This window comes from Ferrovibrio sp. (genome assembly GCF_035304305.1).
Lineage (GTDB): Bacteria > Pseudomonadota > Alphaproteobacteria > Ferrovibrionales > Ferrovibrionaceae > Ferrovibrio.
In genome coordinates, this window is the sequence record NZ_DATGQG010000029.1 from 1 (window position 1) to 21,759 (window position 21,759).

General features: G+C 66.5%; 22 protein-coding genes and 1 tRNA gene. 13 read left to right on the forward strand and 10 right to left on the reverse strand.

All coding sequences use genetic code 11. The annotated features are described in order from the left end of the window. Nucleotides 1-463: 463 nt before the first annotated feature. Nucleotides 464-540, forward strand: a tRNA-Arg gene (locus VKZ87_RS03375). A 106-nt stretch (nt 541-646) separates the two neighbouring features. On the opposite strand, the gene VKZ87_RS03380 is transcribed toward VKZ87_RS03375, so the two are convergent. After that, on the reverse strand, nt 647-1,306 hold the full coding sequence (locus tag VKZ87_RS03380; protein ID WP_324219839.1) for an OmpW/AlkL family protein: 660 nt from the start codon (nt 1,304-1,306) through the stop codon (nt 647-649). Between the two features lie 214 nt (nt 1,307-1,520). Between VKZ87_RS03380 and VKZ87_RS03385 the strand changes: the two genes are divergently transcribed. After that, complete coding sequence (locus VKZ87_RS03385; protein WP_324219840.1) at nt 1,521-2,252, forward strand: lytic transglycosylase domain-containing protein; 732 nt, start codon at nt 1,521-1,523, stop codon at nt 2,250-2,252. A gap of 67 nt (nt 2,253-2,319) precedes the next feature. Here the strand turns inward: VKZ87_RS03385 and VKZ87_RS03390 are convergent, their stop codons facing one another. Next, complete coding sequence (locus tag VKZ87_RS03390; RefSeq protein WP_324219841.1) at nt 2,320-3,609, reverse strand: solute carrier family 23 protein; 1,290 nt, start codon at nt 3,607-3,609, stop codon at nt 2,320-2,322. Between the two features lie 215 nt (nt 3,610-3,824). Between VKZ87_RS03390 and VKZ87_RS03395 the strand changes: the two genes are divergently transcribed. Next, complete coding sequence (locus VKZ87_RS03395; RefSeq protein ID WP_324219842.1) at nt 3,825-4,991, forward strand: 3-hydroxybenzoate 6-monooxygenase; 1,167 nt, start codon at nt 3,825-3,827, stop codon at nt 4,989-4,991. Here VKZ87_RS03395 and VKZ87_RS03400 read toward each other — a convergent pair. From VKZ87_RS03400 to VKZ87_RS03425, 6 genes are all read right to left on the reverse strand, one after another. After that, nucleotides 4,988-5,764 (reverse strand): sulfite exporter TauE/SafE family protein, encoded by a 777-nt coding sequence (locus VKZ87_RS03400; protein ID WP_324219843.1) that lies wholly within the window; start codon nt 5,762-5,764, stop codon nt 4,988-4,990. The two genes, VKZ87_RS03395 and VKZ87_RS03400, sit on opposite strands and share 4 nt — an antisense overlap. Before the next feature lie 5 nt (nt 5,765-5,769). Beyond that, entirely contained in the window at nt 5,770-6,633 is an 864-nt protein-coding gene (locus VKZ87_RS03405) for an MBL fold metallo-hydrolase (RefSeq protein WP_324219844.1), read from the reverse strand. A gap of 10 nt (nt 6,634-6,643) precedes the next feature. Further along, entirely contained in the window at nt 6,644-7,177 is a 534-nt protein-coding gene (locus tag VKZ87_RS03410; protein ID WP_324219845.1) for a rhodanese family protein, read from the reverse strand. Further along, entirely contained in the window at nt 7,174-7,497 is a 324-nt protein-coding gene (locus tag VKZ87_RS03415) for a metalloregulator ArsR/SmtB family transcription factor (protein ID WP_324219846.1), read from the reverse strand. Before VKZ87_RS03415 ends, VKZ87_RS03410 begins: the two co-directional genes overlap by 4 nt. A gap of 83 nt (nt 7,498-7,580) precedes the next feature. Continuing rightward, complete coding sequence (locus VKZ87_RS03420) at nt 7,581-8,735, reverse strand: YbfB/YjiJ family MFS transporter (RefSeq protein ID WP_324219847.1); 1,155 nt, start codon at nt 8,733-8,735, stop codon at nt 7,581-7,583. Between the two features lie 79 nt (nt 8,736-8,814). After that, nucleotides 8,815-9,606, reverse strand: a complete 792-nt coding sequence (locus VKZ87_RS03425) for a hypothetical protein (protein ID WP_324219848.1) — start codon at nt 9,604-9,606, stop codon at nt 8,815-8,817. A 317-nt stretch (nt 9,607-9,923) separates the two neighbouring features. Here VKZ87_RS03425 and VKZ87_RS03430 point away from each other — a divergent pair, with 317 nt between their 5' ends. Then, nucleotides 9,924-10,673 (forward strand): SDR family oxidoreductase, encoded by a 750-nt coding sequence (locus VKZ87_RS03430; protein ID WP_324219849.1) that lies wholly within the window; start codon nt 9,924-9,926, stop codon nt 10,671-10,673. Between the two features lie 19 nt (nt 10,674-10,692). Continuing rightward, entirely contained in the window at nt 10,693-11,541 is an 849-nt protein-coding gene (locus VKZ87_RS03435) for a fumarylacetoacetate hydrolase family protein (RefSeq protein ID WP_324219850.1), read from the forward strand. Here VKZ87_RS03435 and VKZ87_RS03440 read toward each other — a convergent pair. Further along, entirely contained in the window at nt 11,538-12,485 is a 948-nt protein-coding gene (locus VKZ87_RS03440) for a sugar kinase (RefSeq protein WP_324219851.1), read from the reverse strand. The two genes, VKZ87_RS03435 and VKZ87_RS03440, sit on opposite strands and share 4 nt — an antisense overlap. Before the next feature lie 139 nt (nt 12,486-12,624). On the opposite strand from VKZ87_RS03440, the gene VKZ87_RS03445 reads away from it, so the two are divergent. From VKZ87_RS03445 to VKZ87_RS03480, 8 genes are all read left to right on the forward strand, one after another. Further along, entirely contained in the window at nt 12,625-13,332 is a 708-nt protein-coding gene (locus tag VKZ87_RS03445; protein WP_324219852.1) for a GntR family transcriptional regulator, read from the forward strand. Then, nucleotides 13,325-14,227: a DMT family transporter gene (locus VKZ87_RS03450; protein WP_324219853.1), complete on the forward strand. Its 903-nt coding sequence runs from the start codon at nt 13,325-13,327 to the stop codon at nt 14,225-14,227. Before VKZ87_RS03445 ends, VKZ87_RS03450 begins: the two co-directional genes overlap by 8 nt. Nucleotides 14,228-14,239: 12 nt before the next feature. Then, on the forward strand, nt 14,240-16,024 hold the full coding sequence (locus VKZ87_RS03455; RefSeq protein ID WP_324219854.1) for an IlvD/Edd family dehydratase: 1,785 nt from the start codon (nt 14,240-14,242) through the stop codon (nt 16,022-16,024). 159 nt (nt 16,025-16,183) lie between these two features. Next, the gene (locus VKZ87_RS03460) at nt 16,184-17,548 is read left to right on the forward strand and encodes an ABC transporter substrate-binding protein (protein ID WP_324219855.1); all 1,365 of its coding nucleotides are present in this window, start codon (nt 16,184-16,186) and stop codon (nt 17,546-17,548) included. Between the two features lie 44 nt (nt 17,549-17,592). After that, complete coding sequence (locus VKZ87_RS03465; RefSeq protein WP_324219856.1) at nt 17,593-18,666, forward strand: sn-glycerol-3-phosphate ABC transporter ATP-binding protein UgpC; 1,074 nt, start codon at nt 17,593-17,595, stop codon at nt 18,664-18,666. A gap of 21 nt (nt 18,667-18,687) precedes the next feature. After that, complete coding sequence (locus VKZ87_RS03470) at nt 18,688-19,578, forward strand: 2-dehydro-3-deoxygalactonokinase (RefSeq protein WP_324219857.1); 891 nt, start codon at nt 18,688-18,690, stop codon at nt 19,576-19,578. Further along, entirely contained in the window at nt 19,575-20,204 is a 630-nt protein-coding gene (locus tag VKZ87_RS03475) for a 2-dehydro-3-deoxy-6-phosphogalactonate aldolase (RefSeq protein ID WP_324219858.1), read from the forward strand. The genes VKZ87_RS03470 and VKZ87_RS03475 overlap by 4 nt, the downstream gene beginning before the upstream one ends. A 45-nt stretch (nt 20,205-20,249) precedes the next feature. Beyond that, nucleotides 20,250-21,140: a methyltransferase domain-containing protein gene (locus VKZ87_RS03480; RefSeq protein ID WP_324219859.1), complete on the forward strand. Its 891-nt coding sequence runs from the start codon at nt 20,250-20,252 to the stop codon at nt 21,138-21,140. On the opposite strand, the gene VKZ87_RS03485 is transcribed toward VKZ87_RS03480, so the two are convergent. Then, entirely contained in the window at nt 21,141-21,743 is a 603-nt protein-coding gene (locus VKZ87_RS03485; protein WP_324219860.1) for a TetR/AcrR family transcriptional regulator, read from the reverse strand. It abuts the gene before it with no gap. Nucleotides 21,744-21,759 lie beyond the last annotated feature (16 nt).

Below are 21,759 nucleotides of genomic sequence, written 5' to 3' on the forward strand. Positions count from 1 at the left end.
AGGGATTCCTCACGTTGGGATGCGGGGACAAGCAGTGGAATACAGCAGTATTCTGCATATTCTGCTTGCCGAATGTTCTCTTTTTGTTTATTCTCCCTGTGAGCGCCCGCCGGGCCCTGCAGTCACGGGACAATCCGATGGCGGGTAACGCTCAGAGTACAGCGTACCCACTCGTAACGAATCAAATCTGAGCACCCGGCCGTCCTCGCCGGGGGCACCGGATGGCTGCGGCTGACCAGGTTTCGTCGCGGCGCCGGAAGGACATTGAGACAGGAGTAAGCAGAAACAGGGTGGAATAAGCAGGAATAGGCCGAAGCAGGGTTAACTTAAGCGCAGATAAGCCGCAGATAGGCGCAGATAGACCTGCAATTGACACGATGGAGCGCGACAGGAGCGGTATGGCGCACCGGCCGGTCGGCCTTGCATCGGGGCGGGCTGGTCGCTAAGGTCCGCCCCCGGCCAGGCACCCGTAGCTCAGCTGGATAGAGCGCTGCCCTCCGAAGGCAGAGGTCACAAGTTCGAATCTTGTCGGGTGCGCCATCTTTTCAGTGACTTGCCCGATATTCCGGCGGTGCCGCAAGGCGCCGGCCCCGGGGCGTATGCTCCCCGGAGCCGGCCGGAATCGCGACGCTGCGGTCGCAGCGGCTCAGAACTTGTAGCCGAGCCCGATGCCGACCACCCAGGGGTCGAGATCGGCATCCGCATGGACGGCGGTGCCGGTGCTGGTGACCACGTCGACGTCGGTGCTGAGGAAGATCTTCTTCACGTCGGCATTGAAGTACCAGTTGTTGCTCAGCCGGTAATCGAAGCCGACCTGCAGGGCATAGCCGAGCGCATCGTCATACTTCACGCTGCGCAGGCCGGCGCCGGCATCCTCATTGTAGAAGATGGCGTAGGTCAGGCCGGCACCCACATAGGGGCTGAAGGCGGCCTTGGGCGCGAAGTGGTACTGCGCCGTCAGGGTCGGCGGCAGCAGCCAGACATCGCCCAGGCCGACATTGCCGGCGGCGCTGCCGCGCACCGAGGTCTTGTGCTTGGTCGTCGCGGCGATCAGCTCGGCGGCGATGTTGTCGGTGAAGAAATAGGTGAAGTCGAGTTCGCCGGTATAGGCGTTGCTCACATTGGCCTTGCCGCCGATCACCGAGACGGTCGAATCCTCGTCGGGCAGCAGGCCGATCACGCGGGCGCGGACCATGATGTCGCCGGCGGACTTGCCCTCCTGGGCGAGGGCGGCGGGGGCGGTGAGCGCGGTGGAAAGCAGCAGGGCGGCGCCCGCCGCTGCAAGGGTAGGCAATCCGGTACGCATGAAAAAAGCTCCGTTGTGATTTGCTTGCGAGAGCCGTCATGGGGAGGCGGCTGCAGCGATCCTGCCGGAGCGGCTGTGCTAGGTCCTTGACCAAGATCAATATTTCCTGCGGCGAGGGGTCGCAGGGCGGACCGGCAGGGCGAATGCGCCGGTGGAAGACGGTGATTTTTCCGTGGTCGGGGCGACCAGGCGGCGTCCGGCGGGTTTCTCCGTCATGGACCTTCTCGCCCTAATGATGCTCTACGCCACGAGCCCCGTGGCCGCCGCGGCCCTCCCCCGGGGTGCGCATTCGCATCAGGGACAGGGTTTCGAGAAGGCGGTCATCCGTACCATCTCCCCCGAGGCCGATCCGTGGCAGGCGCATATCGCGGAAGCCTCCGAGCGCTTCGACCTGCCGGCGGAATGGATCCGCGCCGTGATGCAGGCGGAAAGCAGCGGCCGCACCATGCTGCGGGGGCGGCCGATCACCTCGCCGGCCGGCGCGCTCGGGCTGATGCAGGTGATGCCCGACACCTACGCGAAAATGCGCGACGAGCACCGGCTGGGGCCCGATCCCCATGATCCGCGCGACAACATTCTGGCCGGCGCCGCCTATCTGCGGGCGATGTACGACCGCTTCGGCTGGCCCGGCCTGTTTGCCGCCTACAATGCCGGCCCGGCGCGCTTCGAGGCGCATCTGCGCGAGGAGCAGCCGCTGCCGCCGGAGACGCGGAAATACATGACCACGCTCGGCGTGGATCTGGAGGAGGCCGTCTCGGTCGCCTCGGCCCTGCTGCAGAAGCAGGTGGTGCCGAAGGCGAAGCCAGAGCCGCCGGCGCCGAGGCCGGACATGGTGGTGATGGGCGAGGCCGAGCCGTTCGAGGACGAGCCGGAGGAATTCGCAGCACCGGTGACGCAGCTGGTCCACAACGCCGCCGCCGCGGCGCCGCTGCCGACCGCCCAGTAGCATACCCAAAAGGAAAACGGGCGGGAGTTGCCTCCCGCCCGCTGCATTGCCGTCCTTCAGCCTGGCGTCAGGTTCTTTCGCGCAGGATCTGGTACAGGATGATCGCGCCGAACGTGGCGGTGCCAATCCCGCCCAGGGTGAAGCCGCCGAAATTCAGCGCCAGGTCGCCCGCGCCGATGGTGAGCGCGACGCCGACCGTGATCAGATTGCGCGCGTTCGAGAAGTCGACGTTGTTCTCCACCCAGATGCGGCCGGCAGTGGCCGAGATCAGGCCGAACACCACCAGCGCCAGGCCGCCCAGCACCGGGCCGGGGATGGTCTGGATCAGCGCGCCGAACTTGGGCGAGAAGCCGAGCAGGATGGCGAACAGGGCCGCGACGATGAACAGCAGGGTCGAGAAGACCCGGGTCACCGCCATCACGCCCATGTTTTCCGCATAGGTCGTCATGCCGGTGCCGCCGCCGGCGCCCGACAGCATCGTCGCGATGCCGTCGCCGAGGAAGGCGCGGCCCAGATACGGATCGAGGTTGCGGCCGGTCATCACGCCGATCGCCTTCACATGGCCGAGGTTTTCCGCCACCAGGATGATCGCCACCGGCGCGATCAGCGCCATGGCGCCGACCTCGAAGACCGGGGCGACGAAGTTCGGCAGGCCGACCCAGTCGGCGCTGGCGACGCCGGAGAAGTCGATCGGCTTGCCCCAGCCCAGGCCGTTGGCGCAGATCGCATAGACGACATAGGCGACGAGGCCGCCGAGCAGGATCGGCAGGCGGCCCAGCATGCCGGGCAGGCGCACCGCGACAAGGCCGACGGCCACCACGGTAAGCAGACCGATGAAGGCGTCGAAGCCGCTGCCGCTGACACCCTTCACGGCGATCGGCGCGAGGTTGAGGCCGATCACCGCGACGATGGCGCCGGTCACTACCGGCGGCATCAGCGTCTCGACCCAGCCATGGCCGATCTTCATGACGATCAGGCCAATCAGCGCATAGACCGCGCCGGCGGCGATGATGCCGCCGAGCGCCACCGGAATGTTCGGGTTGGGCCCGGAGCCGGCATAGGAGGAGGCGGCGATTACCACCGCGATGAAGGCGAAGCTCGAGCCGAGATAGCTCGGCACCTTGCCGCCGGTGACGAAAAAGAAGATCAGCGTCGAGACGCCCGAGAAGAAGATCGACACATTGGGGTCGAAGCCCATCAGGATCGGCGCCAGCGCGGTAGCGCCGAACATCGCCACCACATGCTGCAGGCCGGCGATGATGGTCTGCCCCATGGGCAGCCTTTCGTCGGGGGCGATCACGCCGCCGTCGGTCCTGAGTTTCCAGCGCGACAGAAAGCCGCCCTCTGCTTGTGCCATAATCCCCTCCGATTGAGTTCGTGCAGCCCATGCGGCGGCATTCTGACGGCCGCCGAGTCTTCGACTAAAGTCGATCATTCGATGCGGTGTAAGGTCTGTCAAATGCGGCGTCCGATTCGCGGGATGCGCGAAATGCGTAATAATTTTCTTGACTAACCGATATAATCTGCAAACGGATCAATGAGCGGCCGGCAGAGCCGTGCAGGGAGGCAGAGATGGCAGATCGTCCGGTCATCATCGTGGGCGGGGGTATCGGCGGGCTTGCGGCGGCACTGGCCCTTTCGCTCAAGGGCATCCGTTCCGTCCTGCTGGAGCAATCCGCCGAATTCCGCGAGGTCGGCGCCGGCATCCAGCTCGGGCCGAATGTCTTCCGGCGCTTCGAGCGGCTCGGCATCCGCCGGGCGATCGAGGCCGATGCGGTATTTCCAGACAACCTGATCATGCGCGATGCGCTGACCGGCGAGGAGGTCACCCGCATGCCGGCCGGCGAGCGCCTGCATGCCCGATTCGGCATGCCCTATGCCGTCACCCATCGCGCCGACCTGCATACGACGCTGCTGCGGGCCTGCCAGGCGCAGCCGCTGGTCACCCTGCGCAACAATGCCAAGGTGACGGGACATCGCGATGACGGGACCGGCGTGAGCGTGACCCTGGCCGACGGCGAGCGCATCGACGGGGACAGCATCATCGCCTGCGACGGCCTGTGGTCCTCCTTCCGCGAGCAGATCGTCGGCGATGGCAAGCCGCGCGTTTCAGGCCACATCGCCTACCGCGCCGTGCTGCCGGCGGGTGACGTCCCGGACGGGCAGTATGAAAACAACGTCGTGCTGTGGGCCGGGCCGAAGACGCATCTGGTGCATTACCCTCTGCGCCGCGGCGAGCTGTACAATCTCGTCGCCGTCTTCCACAGCAACCGCTACGAGGAAGGCTGGAACAGCTTCGGCGACCCCGAGGAACTGGCCGAGCGTTTCGCCAACCAGCAGCCGCAGGTGATGAACCTGCTGGGCAAGATCGAATCCTGGCGCATGTGGGTGCTGTGCGACCGCGAGCCGGTGGCGGAGTGGACGAGGGGCCGCGTCACGCTGCTGGGCGATGCGGCGCATCCGATGCTGCAGTATCTGGCCCAGGGCGCCTGCATGGCGATCGAGGATGCCGTCTGCCTGGCCGATCACCTGGCGGCATCGCGCAACGATCCCGAACGCGCCTTCGTCGCCTACCAGAAGGAGCGCTACCTGCGCACGGCGCGGGTGCAGGTGATGGCGCGGGTCTACGGCGACTTCTATCACGCCGCCGGGCCGGTGCGCGAACTGCGCAACCAGGCACTCGCCGGCCGCACGCCGGAACAGGCCTATGAGGGCAATGCCTGGCTCTACGGTGGCTAGACGGCGCGCCAGATCATGTAAGCGGCAACGGCGAAGATCACGCCGGCAAAGATCCGGTTGAGCAGGCCCTTCCGCGTGGCCGCCGCATGGGCGAGCCGCGTTCCGGCCAGGCCGCCGAGAATGCCGCCGGCGATGAACCAGCCGGCGATCGGCCAGTCGACGAGTCCGGACAGCGCGTAATTGGTCGCGGTGGTGAGGCCGAAACTGCCGACTGCGAACAGCGAGGAGCCGATCGCATTGAGGATCGCCATGCCGCTGCCGAACATCAGGCCGGGCACGATCAGGAAACCGCCGCCGATGCCGAAGAAGCCGCTGGCCAGACCGGTCGCCATGCCCAGCGCGGCAAGGCGCAGGGCAATGCGGCGGTCGATCCGCACGGCGGGATCGCCGTCCGCCGCGCGGGGGCGCAGCATGGCGGCGCCGATGACGATCATTACGCCGGCAAAGGCGATCTGCAGCAGGCGACCATCCGCCAGCTTGCCGAGCGTGGAGCCGGCGGCGGCGCCGAGGATGCCGGATGCGGCGAAGACGGCGGCGCATGGCCATTTGACCGTGCCGCGGCGGGCATGCTGCGCCAGATTGGCGAAGGCATTGGCGGCAACCGCCAGCGCGCTGGTCCCGATGGCGAGATGCGTGCTGCCAATGCCGACGACATAGAGCAGGGCGGGCACCGCGAGGATGGAACCGCCGCCGCCGACCAGGGCAAGGGCGAAGCCCACCACCGAACCGGACGCCACGGCCAGCGCCGGCTGCAATGCGGGAAGCGATCCCATCACGGTCAGAGGGCGTCGACGGGCAGCTTGAGATAGCGGATGCCGTTATCCTCCGCCGGCGGCAGCCGGCCCGCCCGCATGTTCACCTGCACGGAGGGCAGGATCAGCCGCGGCATTGGCAGTGTCGCGTCCCGGCCGGTGCGCATGGCGACGAACGCCTCCTCCGAAACGCCGTCATGCACATGGATATTCCGGGCGCGCTGTTCCGCCACCGTGGTCTCCCAGCGGTATTCGTCGCGGCCGGGCGCCTTGTAGTCGTGGCACAGGAACAGGCGCGTTTCCGGCGGCAGGGCGAAGATGCGCTGGATTGACCGGTAGAGCTCGCGGGCATCGCCGCCGGGGAAATCGCAGCGTGCGGTGCCGTAATCGGGCATGAACAGCGTGTCACCGATGAAGGCGGCGTCGCCGATCACATAGGTCATGCAGGCCGGCGTATGCCCCGGCGTATGGAGCGCCCTGGCATCGATGCTGCCGATGCGGAATGCCTCGTTGTCGCGGAAGAGATGGTCGAACTGGCGGCCGTCGCGCGCGAAGTCCGTGCCGGCATTGAAGACTCTGCCGAAGGTTTCCTGCACCACCGTGATGTTGAAGCCGATGCCGAGCCTGCCGCCGAGCTGCTGCTGGATATAGGGAGCAGCCGACAGGTGGTCGGCATGCACATGGGTCTCCAGGATCCATTCCAGCTCCAGACCGCTGTTGCGGATATGCCGGATGATCTCGTCGGCCGAGGTTTTCCGGGTGCGGCCCGAAGCCGGATCGAAATCGAGCACGGAATCGACCACCGCGCAGCGGCGGGTGGCCGGATCGGCCACCACGTAGGACACCGTGAAGGTGTCTTCGTCGAAGAAGGCGGCGACATCGGGTTTCATGTCATTCTCACTACGCGCAGAGGAAGCGGCGGTTCCACGGCATGACCGCAAGCAGCCGCGCCAGGCCGCAGAAGCCGGTGATGCCGGCCATCATCAGCCCGGCGCCGACGAAGCCGCTCAGAAGGATGAACCAGGGCGAGACCAGCCAGGCCAGCACGGCGCCGAGCAGGGCGAGAGACCCCGCCGCGATCTGTACCTGGCGCTGGAGATCGAGCGGCGCCTTCGGATTGAAATGGACCGGCAGTCCGGCCTTCTTCCAGCCGTCGATGCCGCCGGCAAGGACGTAAGCCTCGCGGAATCCCTTTGCCAGCAGTCGCGTGGCATGCATTGCGGTGCGGTTCCCGCTGCGGCAGGTGAATACGACGGCCTTGCCGCGTTCCGCGTCGAAATCGTGGCTGTCTATGGCGCCGAGCGGCACCAGCCGCGCGCCAGTGATGTGTTCGCGCGCATATTCCGAAGGCTCACGGATATCGATCAGGACGATATCGCCTTTCTGCATCCGCTGATGCAGCTCGTGCGGTTCGATCCGGGAAAAGGCATTCATCGGGTACTGCTCCGTTTGGGTCTGCAAAACTGCTCGTAAAGGAGGCTAATCACCGCCTCGACACGCGGATCCGCCAGCCGGTAGTAGACGGTTTGTCCCTCCCGGCGGGTGGCCACCATGCCGTCGGCCCGCAGGCGCGTGAGATGCTGCGACAGCGCCGACTGGCTGAGCCCGACAAGGTCAGCCAGGCTGCCGACCGACCGTTCTCCGCCCATCAGATGGCAGAGCACCAGCAGGCGTTTCTCGTTCGAAATGGCCTGCAGGAAGTTGCTGGCTTCCGCCGCACTGGCCCTGAGGCGTTCGAGATCTCCGGTCTTCATGGCATCCTTTATATTAGTAAATTCTAATTTAGTTAATTATAATATACCTTGCAAGGGCCGCCGGCGGATAATTTCGTCACACGTCAGCTGTGGCGGGGATTGCGGGCGAAAGCGGCGAACAGCATCGACAGCGCCAGCCCGGCGGCACCGAAGGCGAAGAGCAGATCGTAGGACTGGGTCCGGTCGAAGAGGAAGGACAGCAGATAGCCGACGGCAGCCGAGGAGATCGCCCAGCCGCCGGTCATCCAGCCCCAGACCTGTCGATGGGCCTGCAGTCCGCCCAGTTCGGCAACGCGGCCCGAAGCCAGCGCCGAGATGCCCGGCGTCAGCGCGCCGACGATCAGTGCGGAAGCGGCCAGGGCGACGCTGTGCTGCGAAACCAGCGGGATCGCCACGGCCGCGGATTTGACCCCAAGCAGCGCCACCATGCTGCGATAGAAGCTGAAGCGCTCGGCGATCATGCCGGCGAGGAAGGGACCGGCCAGGGCGCCGAAGCCGAAGAAGATCCAGAAGAAGGCGCCGGTGCCGGCACCGCGGCCGAGGCCGCGCGCAATGTAGTCGGCCCAGAAGACGGTATGCGGCACGAAGCCGGCCGCATCGAGGAGATAGGCCACCAGCAGCAGTGCCACCGGCCAGGTCAGGATGCGGCCGGATGGTCCGGCCTGTGCGGCGGATTGCGGCGGCTCCTCGCCCCATTGCCGCCAGGTCAGCAGGGTCAGCAGGACGGCGGCGATGGCCATGCCGAGCCAGATCGGCGCCGGGCCGAAGCCGGCGAGCGCCGGCACCAGCGTGCCGGAACTGATGATGCCGAGGCCGACCCCGGTGAAGACGATGCCGTTCGCTCGGCCGCGCTGTTCCGGCGCCACACGGGTCAGCACCAGCGGAATGGCGCCCACCATCAGCAGGCCCCCGGTGAAGCCGGCCAAAAAACGCCAGGGCGCGAACCAGACGAAGCCCCAGGGCAGGGCGCAGGCGAGCAGGGTGAAGGCGGTTACCGCCATCGCCGCCCGGGTGAGGCGGGCGATCGGGACCAGACGCGCGAGGCTGGCCGCCAGCAGGCTGCCGGCAACATAGCCGGCGAGATTGGTGGCGCCGAGATAGGCCGCGTCGCTGGCGCTCAGCCAGTCATGCTCGATCAGCACCGGGATCAGCGGCGTGTAGCCGAAGCGGGCAAAGCCGATGCCGAGCAGCAGGGCGCACAGGCCGGCGAGCGCATTGCGCCAGAGAGGAGAAATCATGCAGCCAGACTAAACAGCGGGAGACCGGGCGTCTGGAATGTTAGTGCAGACGTCCGGTCCCGGCGACGGCCGGCCGCGCCTATTTTCCGAGCAGGCCCTTGAGCTTTTCCGCGGCGCCGCCGGCAGCGCCACCGATATTGCCGGCCTGGTCCTTCAGCAGGGTGCCGAGCTGCTTCTGCAGGTCTGAAGTGGCCACGCGGGACGCCTGGGCGGAAATCGTGCCGATCACCCTGTCGGCGACCTCCGCCGGGCTGGCGCCGCCCTTGTCCTTGCCGATGTTCTTCAGCTCGATCGTCGGCAGTGGGGAGGAAAGCGTCCGGCCCTGCAGGGCGGCATGGCTGATGCCGATCTTGCCATCGGTCACCAGCAGGCGCTCGATGACGACCTTGCGCTCCGCCGCCGCGTCGGTCTTGCCGGCTGGCGCGGTGCCCTGGCTGCCGCCGGAGGCGGATTGTCCGCCGCCGAATCGCGCCGCATAGGCCTGCACGTTCTTCTGCAGCGTTTCGAGATTGCTGCCGCTGCCGGCATATTCATAGGTGACGGCCGGCTGGGTAATCAGGACTTCCTTGATCACGATCGGGTTCGACTGCAGCGTGGAAATGTCCAGCGAGACGCGGATGTCGCCCAGCGAGATCGCTTCCGAGGTGGCAAAGCCCTTGGGATTGCCGACCGTCAGGCCCTGCAGCCTGCCGGTGCCGGAGGTCGGCGAGAGTTCAACCGATTTCAGGCTGACGCGCGCCTGGGTCGCTTCCGATCCGTAGCGCTCGATGGCCGCCTTGACCAGGCTGTCCAGATTGGAAGCGAAGTAATAGGCCGCGCCTGCGAGCGCGACGACCACGATGGCGAAAGCCAGGGCAAGTTTCTTGATCATCGTCCGATCCTTCCGTTTCCCGCCCCGTCGGCATTATCGACCCGGCAGCAGGCTTGGGCAATCTCCCTTCGCATGGCTAGCCAGTTCGGGGCAAAGCCGGTAGAGTTTGGCACTGATATATCAGATGGGAGGAAACATGGCCGCGGATGCCGCTTCACGCACGGAACGGCGCGGTCGGCGGCTGTGCACTTCCCCCGCCGGATGCATGACACACTGTCCGAATCGACCTCCAGGCTGCCCGGAGCGGCCGAAGGTACTGTATCGACATTCTGTGCCGCACGATTTCGCGGCGGCGGTGACCTGACAGGGAGACGGGAATGAGACTGAGCGGCAAGACCGCAATCGTGACGGCGGCAGCGCAGGGAATCGGGCGCGCATCCGCCATCGCCTTCGCCAGTGAGGGCGCGACCGTAATCGCGACCGACATCAATGAAGCCAGGCTGAAGGAACTGCAGAGCCTGCCGAACATCAGAACGCGGCGGCTCGACGTCCTCGATCCCAGGGCGATTGCGGATTTCGCCGCCGAGACCGGCGCGGTCGACGTGCTGTTCAACTGCGCCGGCTTCGTCCATCACGGCACCATTCTGGAATGCGAGGAGAAGGACTGGGAATTTTCCTTCGACCTCAACGTGCGGTCGATGTACCGCATGGCCAAAGCCTTCCTGCCGGCCATGCTGCAATCCGGCCGCGGCGGCTCGATCATCAATATGTCCTCGGCGGCATCGTCGGTGAAAGGCGCGCCGAACCGTTTCGTCTATGGCGCCACCAAGGCCGCCGTGATCGGCATGACCAAGGCGATCGCGGCGGATTTCATCCGGCAGGGCATCCGCTGCAACGCGATCTGTCCGGGCACCATCCAGACGCCATCGCTGGATGACCGCATCGCCGCGCAGGCCGCTGCCGCGGGTGGGGCCGACCAGGCGCGCGCGGCCTTCGTGGCGCGGCAGCCGCTGGGGCGCCTGGGCACCCCCGAGGAGATCGCGGCGCTGGCGGTCTATCTCGCCTCCGACGAATCCGCCTTCACAACCGGCGCCATCCACGTCATCGACGGCGGCTGGTCGCTGTAACAGATCGGGAGACATCGCGATGAAGCTTCTGCGTTACGGGCCGGCAGGCCAGGAAAAGCCGGGTCTGCTGGATGGCAACGGCGTGCTGCGCGACCTGTCCGGCGTGGTGCCGGACATCGGCGGAGAGGTTCTTTCGCCGGACGGCCTTGCCCGGCTGAAGGCGCTGGATCCGGCGAAGCTGCCGGCAGTTTCGGGCAATCCGCGCCTGGGGCCCTGCGTTGCCGGCGTCGGCAAGTTCATCTGCATCGGCCTGAACTATTCCGACCATGCCGCCGAGACCGGCGCCACCGTGCCGCCCGAGCCGATCATCTTCATGAAGGCGACTTCGGCGATCACCGGGCCGAATGACGACGTGATCATCCCCAAGAACTCGGTGAAGACCGACTGGGAAGTCGAACTGGGCGTGGTGATCGGCTCGGTGGCGCGCTACGTCTCCGAGCAGGATGCGATGAAGCATATCGCCGGCTACTGCGTGGTCAACGACGTGTCGGAGCGCGCCTTCCAGACCGAGCGCCATGGCCAGTGGACCAAGGGCAAGAGTGCCGACAGCTTCGGTCCGATCGGTCCCTGGCTGGTGACGGCCGACGAGGTGCCCGATCCGCAGGACCTCGCGATGTTCTGCGACGTGAACGGGCATCGCTTCCAGAACGGCTCGACGAAGACCATGGTCTATGGCGTGCGCTACCTGGTGAGCTATCTCAGCCAGTTCATGTCGCTGCAGCCGGGCGACATCATCTCAACCGGCACGCCGCCGGGCGTGGGCATGGGGCAGAAGCCTCCGGTCTATCTCAAGCCGGGCGACACGATTCACCTCGGCGTCGCCGGCCTCGGCGAGCAGAAGCAGGCGGTGCGCGCCTATTCGGGCTAGACGGGTTCTGGCTCGGCCCGGCCCATGGAGCGGAAGAAGGCTTCCACGGCGGCGCGGCGCGGGATCGGCGCCACGGCGCCGTAGCCGATGGTGGTAAGCGCCGCCGCCGCATTGGCATAGGCCGCGGCTTCCAGCGGCGAGGCGCCGCGCACGATCTCGGCCAGGAAGGCGCCGTCGAAGCAGTCGCCCGCGCCGGTGGCGTCGACGGTCGGCACCTTGTGGCCGGCGATGCGCCAGCGCCCGCCGGCATCGGCGACCATGACGCCGGCGGCGCCGCATTTCAGCACCACCAGAGGAATGCCGCGGCCGCGATAGAGGTCCAGGATGGCGACGGGATCGTCCAGTCCCGTCAGGGCGGTGGAATCCTCGAGGCTGGGGATGGCGATGTCGCTCAGGGCGAGCGCGGCATCGACGTGGGGGCGGGCCTCGTCCGCCGACCAGAGCTTGAGCCGCAGGTTGGTGTCGAAGGACACCTTGCGGCCGGCCTTGCGCATGATGTCGATGGCGGTCATCACCGTCTCGCGCATTTCAGGGCTGATCGCGAGGCTGATGCCCGAGACATGCAGCATGGCGGTGTCCTGCAGCAGCGATACCGGCAGGTCGGCCGGGGTCATCCGGCTGGCGGCGGAGCCCTTGCGGTAGTAGGTGAAGGCGTGGCCCTTGTCGGTATGGGTCACGAAATAGATCCCCGTCGGTGCGCTGTCGTGCCGGCCCACGCCGTCGGTCGCCACGCCCTCGCTCTTCCACAGGTCCAGCAGCAGGTCGCCGAAGGGATCGCGGCCCAGCAGGGTGCAGTAGCCGGTTCTCGCGCCCTGCCGGGAAGCGGCGATGGCGCAGTTGGACGTGTCGCCGCCGAAGCCGCGCAGATACTGGTCGCTGTTCGGCCCGCCCGTCTGGTTGAACTCCACCATGGCCTCGCCGAGGCAGAGGATGTCGAGTTTCATGGTCCGGCGTCCCTCCTGCATCCTTACCTAACCCGGGGCGCGGGGCCGGGCAAGGCCACTGACATATCAGATATTAACTTGAGGCACTCCGGGGCGCCTGCTAGGTTGGGCTCACAACAATCAAGAAGGCTTGCCGGCCATGCCGAAGACCTCCGCGGCTCGCGCGACGCGCATCGAGCGTCCGAAGTCGCTAACCGAACTCGTCAAGGAACATGTCCGCGGCAGGATCATCAACGGCGAATTGATGCTGGGCGAGGCGCTGTCGGAGAATGTCCTGGCAGCCCAGCTGGGCATCAGCAAGACGCCGGTGCGTGAGGCCCTGCTGCAGCTCAAGCTCGAGGGCCTGGTCGACATCCAGCCGCAGCGCGGCAGCTTCGTCTTCTCGATGGCGCCGGAAGAGGCGTCCGAACTCTGCCAGTATCGCGTGATCCTCGAGAGCGCTGCGCTGCGCGACGCGCTGCATAACGACGAGACCGGTCTGGTCGCGGCGCTGGAACAGAATGTCCGCCGCATGGAAAAGGCGGTCGCCGACAACGACATGCCGGGATACCGCCGGCTCGATACCGAATATCACCGCCACATCCTCGAGCGCGCCGGCAACCGCTTTCTCACGCTCGCGCACCAGCAGCTGGAAATGAAGATCCAGGCCCTGCGCGCCAGCGTCACCTCCAAGCACCGCACGGTCCAGGATTCCCTTACCGAGCACCAGAACATCGTCAAGCTGCTGCGGGCGCGCGAAAAGACCAAGGCGCTGAACCTGCTCGGCGTCCATATCCGCGCCGCTTCGCGCGACTACCAGATCCTGCTGCAGGAACAGGCACGCGGCCGGGAGCGCCGGAGTGGTTGAAGGCAGCCTGCCGCGCATGTCTTCCGAAACAGCTGCGGCCGAACACTGGCGCGGCATCGCTTTCATGCTGCTGGGCACGGCCCTGTTCACCTTCAACGATGCCCTGGGCAAGTGGATGGTGGCGAGCGTCGCCGTGGGGCAGCTGCTCTTCATCCGCTCGGTTGCGGCTTTCGTGATGCTGGCGCCGGCGATCCAGCGTGCCGGCTGGCGCGAGGTTTTCGTCCTCGCCCAGCCGGGCCGCCACGCGCTGCGGCTTGTCCTGATCGTTGCCGAGGTCGCCTGCTTCTATCTCGCGGTCCGTCACCTGCCGCTGGCCGACGTGATGGCCGTCTACCAGGCGACGCCGATCTTCGTGGCCGTGCTGGCGATTCCGCTGCTGGGCGAGCGGATCGGCTGGCGCCGCGGCATTGCGGTGGCCGTCGGCTTCATCGGCGTGCTGCTGGTCCTGCAGCCCGAAGCGGGCGTCTTCACCGCGGCAGCGCTGATCGCGCTGGCGGGCAGCACCGCCTATGCGCTGACCATGATCGCGACGCGGCATCTGCGGGCGGCAAGCGCCCTGTCGCTGATCGTCTACCACACGCTGGCGGTCGGCGCGGCCGGCCTTATCAGCCTGCCCTGGGGCTGGGCGGCGATCGGCTGGGTGGAAACGGGCTATCTCGCGCTGATCGGCGTCGTGGCGACGCTGGCGCATATGTGCATGAACCAGGCGCTCCGGCTGGCGCCGGCCACGGTGGTGGTGCCCTATACCTATACCTCGCTGCTCTGGGCGATCCTGCTCGGGTGGCTGTTCTTTGCCGATACGCCGACGCCGCTGATGCTGCTGGGCGCGGCGATCATCGTCGGCAGCGGATTATTCGTGATGCACCGGGAGCAACGGCGCCGCACGCAGGACTGAAGGAGGGAAATCATGGCCGAGAAGAAGATCAAAAGGCTGCGCAGCCGCGAGTGGTTCGATAACCCCAACGATCCGGGCATGACCGCCCTGTATCTGGAACGTTACCTCAATTTCGGTCTGACGCTCGGCGAACTGCGCAGCGATAAACCGATCATCGGCATCGCGCAGTCGGGCAGCGATCTCTCGCCCTGCAACCGGCACCATCTCGAGCTGGCCAAGCGGGTGCGTGACGGCATCATCGCGGCCGGCGGCGTGCCGATGGAATTTCCGACCCATCCGATCCAGGAAACCGGGCGGCGTCCGACCGCGGCGCTGGACCGCAATCTCTCCTACATGACTCTGGTGGAACTGCTGCACGGCTATCCGATCGACGGCGTGGTGCTGACCACGGGCTGCGACAAGACCACGCCGGCGATGCTGATGGCGGCCGCCACGGTGGACATTCCGGCCATCGTGCTGTCGGGCGGGCCGATGCTGGACGGCTGGTATCAGGGCAAGCTGGCCGGCTCGGGCACGGTGGTCTGGCATGCCCGCGAACTGCTGGCCGGCGGCAAGATCAACTATGACGAATTCCTCGAGATGGTCGCGTCCTCGGCACCCAGTGCCGGCCACTGCAACACCATGGGCACCGCGCTGTCGATGAACAGCCTGGCCGAGGCGCTCGGTATGTCGCTGCCCGGCTGTGCCGCCATTCCGGCACCCTATCGTGAGCGCGGCCAGATCGCTTACGAGACCGGCCGGCGCGCGGTGGAGATCGTACGCGAGGATCTGCGGCCGTCGAAGATCCTGACTCGCAAAGCCTTCGAGAATGCCATCGTCGCCGCATCCGCGCTTGGCGCTTCCACCAACTGCCCGCCGCATATCAATGCCATCGCGCGGCATATCGGCGTCGAGCTCGATATCAGGGACTGGGATCGCATCGGCTACAGCATTCCGCTGCTGGTCAACTGCATGCCGGCGGGCGAGTATCTGGGCGAGAGCTTCCACCGCGCCGGCGGGGTGCCCGCGGTGCTGAAGGAGCTGCTGCAGGCCGGCAAGCTGCACGGCGACGCGCTCACCATCAACGGCCGCACCATGGCCGAGAACCTGCGCGATGTGGGCGAGGTCGACCGGAAGGTGATCCGCGCCTACGACCAGCCGCTGCTCAATGAAGCCGGCTTTGCCGTGCTCTCCGGCACACTGTTCGACTCCGCCGTGATGAAGACCTCGGTGATCTCGGCCGATTTTCGCGAGAAGTATCTGCAGCGGCCGGGTGATCCCGACGCTTTCGAGGGAACCGCCATCGTCTTCGACGGGCCGGAGGATTATCACCATCGGATCAACGATCCCTCGCTGCCGATCGACGAGAACAGCATCCTGTTCATCCGCTATTGCGGCCCGGTCGGCTATCCGGGCGGCGCCGAAGTGGTGAACATGCTGCCGCCCGACCGGCTGGTGAAAGAGGGCGTCACGCTGCTGCCCTGCGTCGGCGATGGCCGGCAGAGCGGCACCTCGGCCAGCCCCTCGATCTTGAATGCCTCGCCCGAGGCAGCGGTCGGCGGCGGTCTGGCGTTGCTGCAGACCGGTGATCGCGTGCGGATCGACCTGCGCAAGCGCAGCGCCGACATCCTGATCTCCGACGAGGAACTGCAGCGTCGGCGGAAGGAATGGAAGGCGCCGGCACTGACCAATGCCACGCCCTGGCAGGAGCTGCACCGCCGCTATGTCGGACAGCTCTCCGATGGCGGCTGTCTCGATTTCGCGGTGAATTACCAGCGCGTTGATGCTACCCACGGCGTGCCCCGGAACAACCACTGATCCGGGCACGGCGCAGTTGCATCGACCATGCACGGCCCCGCCTGCAGCGGGGCCTGCATTGGTCCTTGGCACCGGAAGGTCGGGCAACTAAGCTGATATATGAGATGCCGCAGAACGATCCTCGGGCCGCCGCTCACGGCCCGCCAGGGAGGAATGGATATGCGTAAAGCGCTGGCGCTGTTGCTGGCGGGCGCGGTCATGGCCGGCGCGCCGGCGGCTTCTGCGCAGGAAAAGCTGGTCGTCTGGTTCAACAAGGGCGTCTCCCCCGCCGAGGATGCGGCGCTGGATCAGGTGATCGGGCGTTTCCAGCAGAGGACCGGCGTCAGGATCGAACTCGGCCGGTTCGACGCCGAAGAGATCGTCATGCGATCCGTTGCCGCGGTTGATGCCGGAAACCCGCCGGATGTCGGCTTCGGCTGGGCCTATGATTCACGGACGGCCGGCCGATGGGCAGCGGAAGGCAAGCTTGAGAACCTGAACGATATCGTCGAGCCGCTGAAGGACAGCTTCCTGCCCGGCGTGGCGGAGCGTGCCCATCTGGCCGGGCCCGATGGCCGGCGCGGCTATTACGGCCTGCCGATCTTCCAGCAGACCATCCAGCCGACCTACTGGGCCGACATGCTGCAGGAAGCCGGGTTCCAGGAAAGCGACATTCCGGCGGACTGGAAGGGCTATTGGTCCTTCTGGTGCGACAAGGTGCAGCCGGCTTTGCGCGCCCGGGGAAAGCGGGTCTACGGCATTGGGCATCCCGCATCGGTCGAAGCCTCGGACACGATGTTCAGCTTTCTGACCTATGTCACTGCCTACGACGCCTCGCCGGTCGACGCGACTGGCAAGCTGCTGGTCGGCGACGCGAAGATCCGGGCGAACATGGCGGCGGCGCTGAAGGATTACACAGATATCGTCCAGAAGGGCTGCACGCCGCCGGGCTCGCTGTCGTGGAAGGACGGGGCCAATGATGCCGCCTTCCACGGCAGGACGACGGTGATGACGTATGACGCGGGTCTGTCGCTGGCGGGCAAATACCTCGAGGACATGCGGAGCGCCGCGGACGGGGCTGCCCGGGCGCAGGCGACGAAGGCCTATGAGGATCTGATCCGCACGGCCGGCTGGCCCAACAGGCCGGATGGCAAGCCGCTGCCGGGCCTGGTTTCGACCAAGCTGGCCGTGGTTTTCGCCGATGCGCCGAACAAGGGACGGGCAAAGGAATTTCTGGCCTTCCTGCTGCAGCCGGAAAATCTGACGCCCTGTACCGAAAGCGCAGGCGGCCGCTGGTTTCCGGTGATGAAGGAGGGGGCGGAAAGCCCCTTCTGGCAGGCGGACCTGCATCGCAGGGCCGTCCATGACCGGTTCGTCCAGCAGCCCACCGTGCCGTTCCAGTTCGTTTACAATCACAGGTTCGCGGCGGTGAACGCCGAGAATGTCTGGAGCCGCGCGATGTCCCGTGTCCTCCAGGACAAGGTCCCTCCGGAGCAGGCGGTCGACGAGATGTTCGCCCGCATCAGGCAACTGGTCGAAGGCTGACGGCCTTCAGCGATCCAATAAGAATAAACGACAGGGAGTAGACGATGGCGAGCGTGAGTGCAGAGAATGTGCGGAAGAGCTACGGCGCCCTGGAAGTCATCCACGGCATCGACATTGCGATTTCCGACGGCGAGTTCGTGGTTCTGGTCGGCCCTTCGGGCTGCGGCAAATCCACCCTGCTGCGCATGATTGCCGGGCTGGAGGCGATCTCCGGCGGCGTGATCCGGATCGGCAATACGGTGGTGAACGAGATCCCGCCGAAGGACCGCGACATCGCCATGGTGTTCCAGAATTACGCGCTCTATCCGCATATGACGGTGCGCGAGAACATGGCTTTCTCGCTGAAGCTGCGCGGCGCCGAACGCTCCGTCATTGAGGAACGCGTGAAGAAGGCGGCCGGCATCCTCGGCCTGGAAACCTATCTGGACCGCTATCCGAAGCAGCTTTCCGGCGGTCAGCGGCAGCGCGTGGCGATGGGCCGTGCCATCGTGCGCGATCCGCAGGTCTTCCTGTTCGACGAGCCGCTCAGCAACCTCGATGCCAAGCTGCGCGTGCAGATGCGCACCGAGATCAAGGCGCTGCACCAGCAGCTGCGTACGACGTCGATCTACGTCACCCATGACCAGATCGAGGCGATGACCATGGCCGACCGCATCGTCGTGATGCATGACGGCATCGTTGAGCAGATCGGCACGCCGATCGAGCTGTATGACAGCCCGGCCAATCTCTTCGTGGCCGGCTTCATCGGCTCGCCGGCGATCAATCTGCTGCGCGGCACGCTGCGCAAGAATAACGGGCGCAGCTGGGTCGCCACCGACGCCGGGATCGAACTGCCGCTGGGGAATAATGCGGCAGGCCAGGACGGCCAGCCGGTGGTGTACGGCATCCGCCCCGAACATCTGTCGCCGGCGGGTCAGGACGGATTGCCGGTCAGGGTCGGCGTGGTGGAGCCGACGGGCGCCAACACCTTCGTCTATGCCGAACTGGCTGGTGCCCAGCTTTGCGGCGTCTTCACCGAGCGCCATGGCTTCGAGCCCGGCGGCACGGTGCATCTGATGCCGCAGGTCGACCGGGTCCATCTTTTCGACGCGGATAGCGGGCGCCGGCTGCCGGCCTGATGCGCGCCGGCCGGCGTCGTCATGATCGGCATCGACTGGGGCAGCAGCGGCTTCCGCGCCTATCTGCTGGCTGATGACGGCGACATCCTGGACACCCGGACGGCGCCGCGCGGGATCATGGCGCTGAAACCGGAGGACTATCCCCGGGTCCTGCGTGAGGAAATCGGTGACTGGCTGAAGCGACCCGGCGAAATGCTGCTGCTCTCCGGCATGGTCGGCAGCCGGCAGGGCTGGCGCGAAGCCCCCTATGGCGACTGTCCGGCAGCCATTGCCGATCTCGTGCCGAAGCTCTGCCCCGTCGAGACGGAGAGCGGCAAAGCCTTCATCGTGCCGGGACTGACCTGCCGCACGGCTGATGGTCTGCCCGACGTCATGCGCGGCGAGGAGGTTCAGATTTTCGGCGCGCTGGAGAATGACGGCGAGGATGCGGTCTTCTGCCTGCCGGGAACGCATTCGAAGCACGTCATTGTCCGCGGCGGCCGCATCGAGCGTTTCGCCACCAGCATGACCGGTGAGGTTTTTGCCCATCTGCGCCAGCATGGTCTCATTGCGGCGATGCTGCCGCGCGAGCCGGGCCCGTCCGATGAGGCGGCGTTCCGTGAAGGCGTTGCGCGTTCTGGCACGGCCGGCGGACTGCTGCATCACCTGTTCGGCATCCGCACGCAACGGCTGTTCGACGAACTCGCCGCCGAAGCGGCGCCGGACTATTTCTCCGGTCTGCTGATCGGCCACGAGCTGCGCAGCAGTCATTGGCCGGGCGGGAGTGTGCGCATCATTGGTGCATCCGATCTCGCTGGACGCTATCGCCTGGCTTTCCGGCATCTCGGGATTGCGGCGGAGATCGCACCGGAGCATGCTGCGGCGAGAGGCCTGTATCGTATCGGCTGCCTGCTGGCGGGAGAACGCGCATGAAGGACCTGTCTGCCTGGCTTTCGGAATGCCCGCTGATCGCTATTCTGCGCGGCCTGCCGCCGGAAGACGCGGTCGCCGTCGGCACCATCCTCTACAAGGCCGGCTTCCGCATCATCGAGGTGCCGCTCAACTCGCCGGATCCCTTTGCCAGCATCGCCGCACTCTCGAAACATTTCGGCGATCGCGCGCTGATCGGGGCAGGCACGGTGATCGATCCGCTGGCAGTAAAGCATGTCGTGCAGGCCGGTGGCCATCTTGTGGTCACCCCCCATGCCGACGTGAATATCGTGCATAAGGCCAAGGTGCTGGGCATGATCGCCATTCCCGGCATCGCCACGCCGACCGAGGCCTTCAGCATGATCGCCGCCGAAGCCGACGGGCTGAAGCTGTTCCCCGCCGAGGCCTATTCTCCCGCCGTCCTGCGCAGCCTGCGCGCGGTACTGCCGCCGCTGGTCCCGGTCCTGCCGGTGGGCGGCATTGCTGCCGGGGATTTCGCCGGATGGCGCAAGGCGGGGGCGGCGGGTTTCGGCATCGGCTCGTGGCTCTACAAGCCCGGCCGCGGCGCCAAAAAGATCCGCGCCCGCGCCGAGGAACTGATCGTCGCCTGGCAGGATACCCTGGATTGAGCCGGGCGCATGGCGTCCGGCGGGGACGCATGCGATAAAGCGGCCATGTCAGACAGCCATCTTGTTTTCGATCGGGCCGTGAAGCGGCGGCAGCGCGAACGCGCCGCCCGCTTCGGCGACGAGTTCGATTTTCTCCGCGCCGCCGCGGCCGAACGGCTGCTGGACCGGCTCGACGATATCCGGCGCAGCTTCCCGCTGGCGCTGGTGCAGGGCTGTACGGCGGAATGGCTGCAGCCGCATCTGAAAGGGCGCGGCGGCATCGAGACGCTGGTCTCCGCGGATATGGTGGGGCAGGGCAGCCGGCATGTGGTGGCCGATGAAGAGTTTCTGCCCTTCGGCGGCAATCGCTTCGATCTGGTCATCGCACTGCTGAACCTGCACTGGATCAACGATCTGCCCGGCGCGCTGATCCAGATCCGCCAGGCGCTGAAGCCCGACGGCCTCTTCCTCGGTGCCATGTTCGGCGGTGCCACCCTGAGCGAGCTGCGGCAATGCTGGCTCGCCGCGGAGGCCGAGCTGGAGGGCGGCGCATCGCCGCGCGTGTCTCCCATGGCCGAGACGCTGGATGGCGCGGCGCTGCTGCAGCGCGCCGGCTTTGCCCTGCCCGTGGCCGACAACGAGAAGCTCACCGTCACCTATGCCGATGCCTTCCGGCTTATGCGCGATCTGCGCGGCATGGGCGAGACGAATGCGACCGCGGGCCGCCGCCGCAGCTTCACCCGCCGCGCCACCCTGTTCCGTATGGCTGAACTCTATCAGCAGCGGTTCGCCGGACCGGACGGGCGCATCCCGGCGACGTTCGAGATCGTCATGCTGACCGGCTGGTATCCGCACGAAAGCCAGCAGAAGCCGCTGCGGCCGGGCAGTGCGAAAACCAGTCTGGCCCAGGCGCTCGGCACGGAGGAACGGTCGCGCGGCGACCGGCCGCTGCGCTGATCACGGTTTGAACAGCAGTTCCAGGATGCGGTTGAGTGCGGCATCGGCCGCCATGCGCGCCTGCACCGGGTTTTTCGCCTCCGCCAGCCAGAGTGCCGCTTCGTTCATCGCGCCGGTGAGCAGGTAGGTCAGCGCTTCAGCGGAGAGGCGCCTCGCCGCCGGCAGGTCCTCCAGCGCGGCATCGACGCCGCGACGCAGAGAGCCGCTGCCGTATTGCGCATCGATCTCGCGCCAGCGCTGCCAGCCAATCACCGAAGGCGCATCGAGCAGGAAGATGCGACGCGTGCCCGGCTCGAGACAGGCGTCGAGAAAAGCCGCGCTTCCTCTGATCAGGGCATCCAGCGGAGATTTCGCCTTGCCGGCGGCTTCCTCGATGGCGGCGAGGATCAAGGCCGCCTCCTGCTCGACCACGGCCTCGAACAGGGCCCTCTTGTCGGCAAAATGGTAGTAGAGGGCGCCGCGGGTCACGCCCGCCTGTTTGACGACATCTTCGGTGCCGGTCTCAGCGTAACCTGTTGAGGCAAAAAGCGTCCGCGCGATTCCGAGCAGCGCGGCACGGGTCGCGGCATGTTTCTCGGCCTTGGTCTGTCTCTTCTGTTGCATACATACAGCCTGTATG

Excerpts from the sequence above, each read along its gene's own strand:
- VKZ87_RS03390 (WP_324219841.1), bottom strand. The coding sequence starts at position 3,609 with ATGGCACAAGCAGAGGGCGGCTTTCTGTCGCGCTGGAAACTCAGGACC.
- VKZ87_RS03425 (WP_324219848.1), bottom strand. The coding sequence starts at position 9,606 with ATGATCAAGAAACTTGCCCTGGCTTTCGCCATCGTGGTCGTCGCGCTC.
- VKZ87_RS03440 (WP_324219851.1), bottom strand. The coding sequence starts at position 12,485 with ATGAAACTCGACATCCTCTGCCTCGGCGAGGCCATGGTGGAGTTCAAC.
- VKZ87_RS03475 (WP_324219858.1), top strand. The coding sequence starts at position 19,575 with ATGAAGGACCTGTCTGCCTGGCTTTCGGAATGCCCGCTGATCGCTATT.
- VKZ87_RS03410 (WP_324219845.1), bottom strand. The coding sequence starts at position 7,177 with ATGAATGCCTTTTCCCGGATCGAACCGCACGAGCTGCATCAGCGGATG.
- VKZ87_RS03445 (WP_324219852.1), top strand. The coding sequence starts at position 12,625 with ATGCCGAAGACCTCCGCGGCTCGCGCGACGCGCATCGAGCGTCCGAAG.
- VKZ87_RS03465 (WP_324219856.1), top strand. The coding sequence starts at position 17,593 with ATGGCGAGCGTGAGTGCAGAGAATGTGCGGAAGAGCTACGGCGCCCTG.
- VKZ87_RS03380 (WP_324219839.1), bottom strand. The coding sequence starts at position 1,306 with ATGCGTACCGGATTGCCTACCCTTGCAGCGGCGGGCGCCGCCCTGCTG.
- VKZ87_RS03485 (WP_324219860.1), bottom strand. The coding sequence starts at position 21,743 with ATGCAACAGAAGAGACAGACCAAGGCCGAGAAACATGCCGCGACCCGT.
- VKZ87_RS03480 (WP_324219859.1), top strand. The coding sequence starts at position 20,250 with ATGTCAGACAGCCATCTTGTTTTCGATCGGGCCGTGAAGCGGCGGCAG.
- VKZ87_RS03460 (WP_324219855.1), top strand. The coding sequence starts at position 16,184 with ATGCGTAAAGCGCTGGCGCTGTTGCTGGCGGGCGCGGTCATGGCCGGC.
- VKZ87_RS03400 (WP_324219843.1), bottom strand. The coding sequence starts at position 5,764 with ATGGGATCGCTTCCCGCATTGCAGCCGGCGCTGGCCGTGGCGTCCGGT.
- VKZ87_RS03435 (WP_324219850.1), top strand. The coding sequence starts at position 10,693 with ATGAAGCTTCTGCGTTACGGGCCGGCAGGCCAGGAAAAGCCGGGTCTG.
- VKZ87_RS03405 (WP_324219844.1), bottom strand. The coding sequence starts at position 6,633 with ATGAAACCCGATGTCGCCGCCTTCTTCGACGAAGACACCTTCACGGTG.
- VKZ87_RS03415 (WP_324219846.1), bottom strand. The coding sequence starts at position 7,497 with ATGAAGACCGGAGATCTCGAACGCCTCAGGGCCAGTGCGGCGGAAGCC.
- VKZ87_RS03430 (WP_324219849.1), top strand. The coding sequence starts at position 9,924 with ATGAGACTGAGCGGCAAGACCGCAATCGTGACGGCGGCAGCGCAGGGA.
- VKZ87_RS03455 (WP_324219854.1), top strand. The coding sequence starts at position 14,240 with ATGGCCGAGAAGAAGATCAAAAGGCTGCGCAGCCGCGAGTGGTTCGAT.
- VKZ87_RS03470 (WP_324219857.1), top strand. The coding sequence starts at position 18,688 with ATGATCGGCATCGACTGGGGCAGCAGCGGCTTCCGCGCCTATCTGCTG.
- VKZ87_RS03385 (WP_324219840.1), top strand. The coding sequence starts at position 1,521 with ATGGACCTTCTCGCCCTAATGATGCTCTACGCCACGAGCCCCGTGGCC.
- VKZ87_RS03420 (WP_324219847.1), bottom strand. The coding sequence starts at position 8,735 with ATGATTTCTCCTCTCTGGCGCAATGCGCTCGCCGGCCTGTGCGCCCTG.
- VKZ87_RS03395 (WP_324219842.1), top strand. The coding sequence starts at position 3,825 with ATGGCAGATCGTCCGGTCATCATCGTGGGCGGGGGTATCGGCGGGCTT.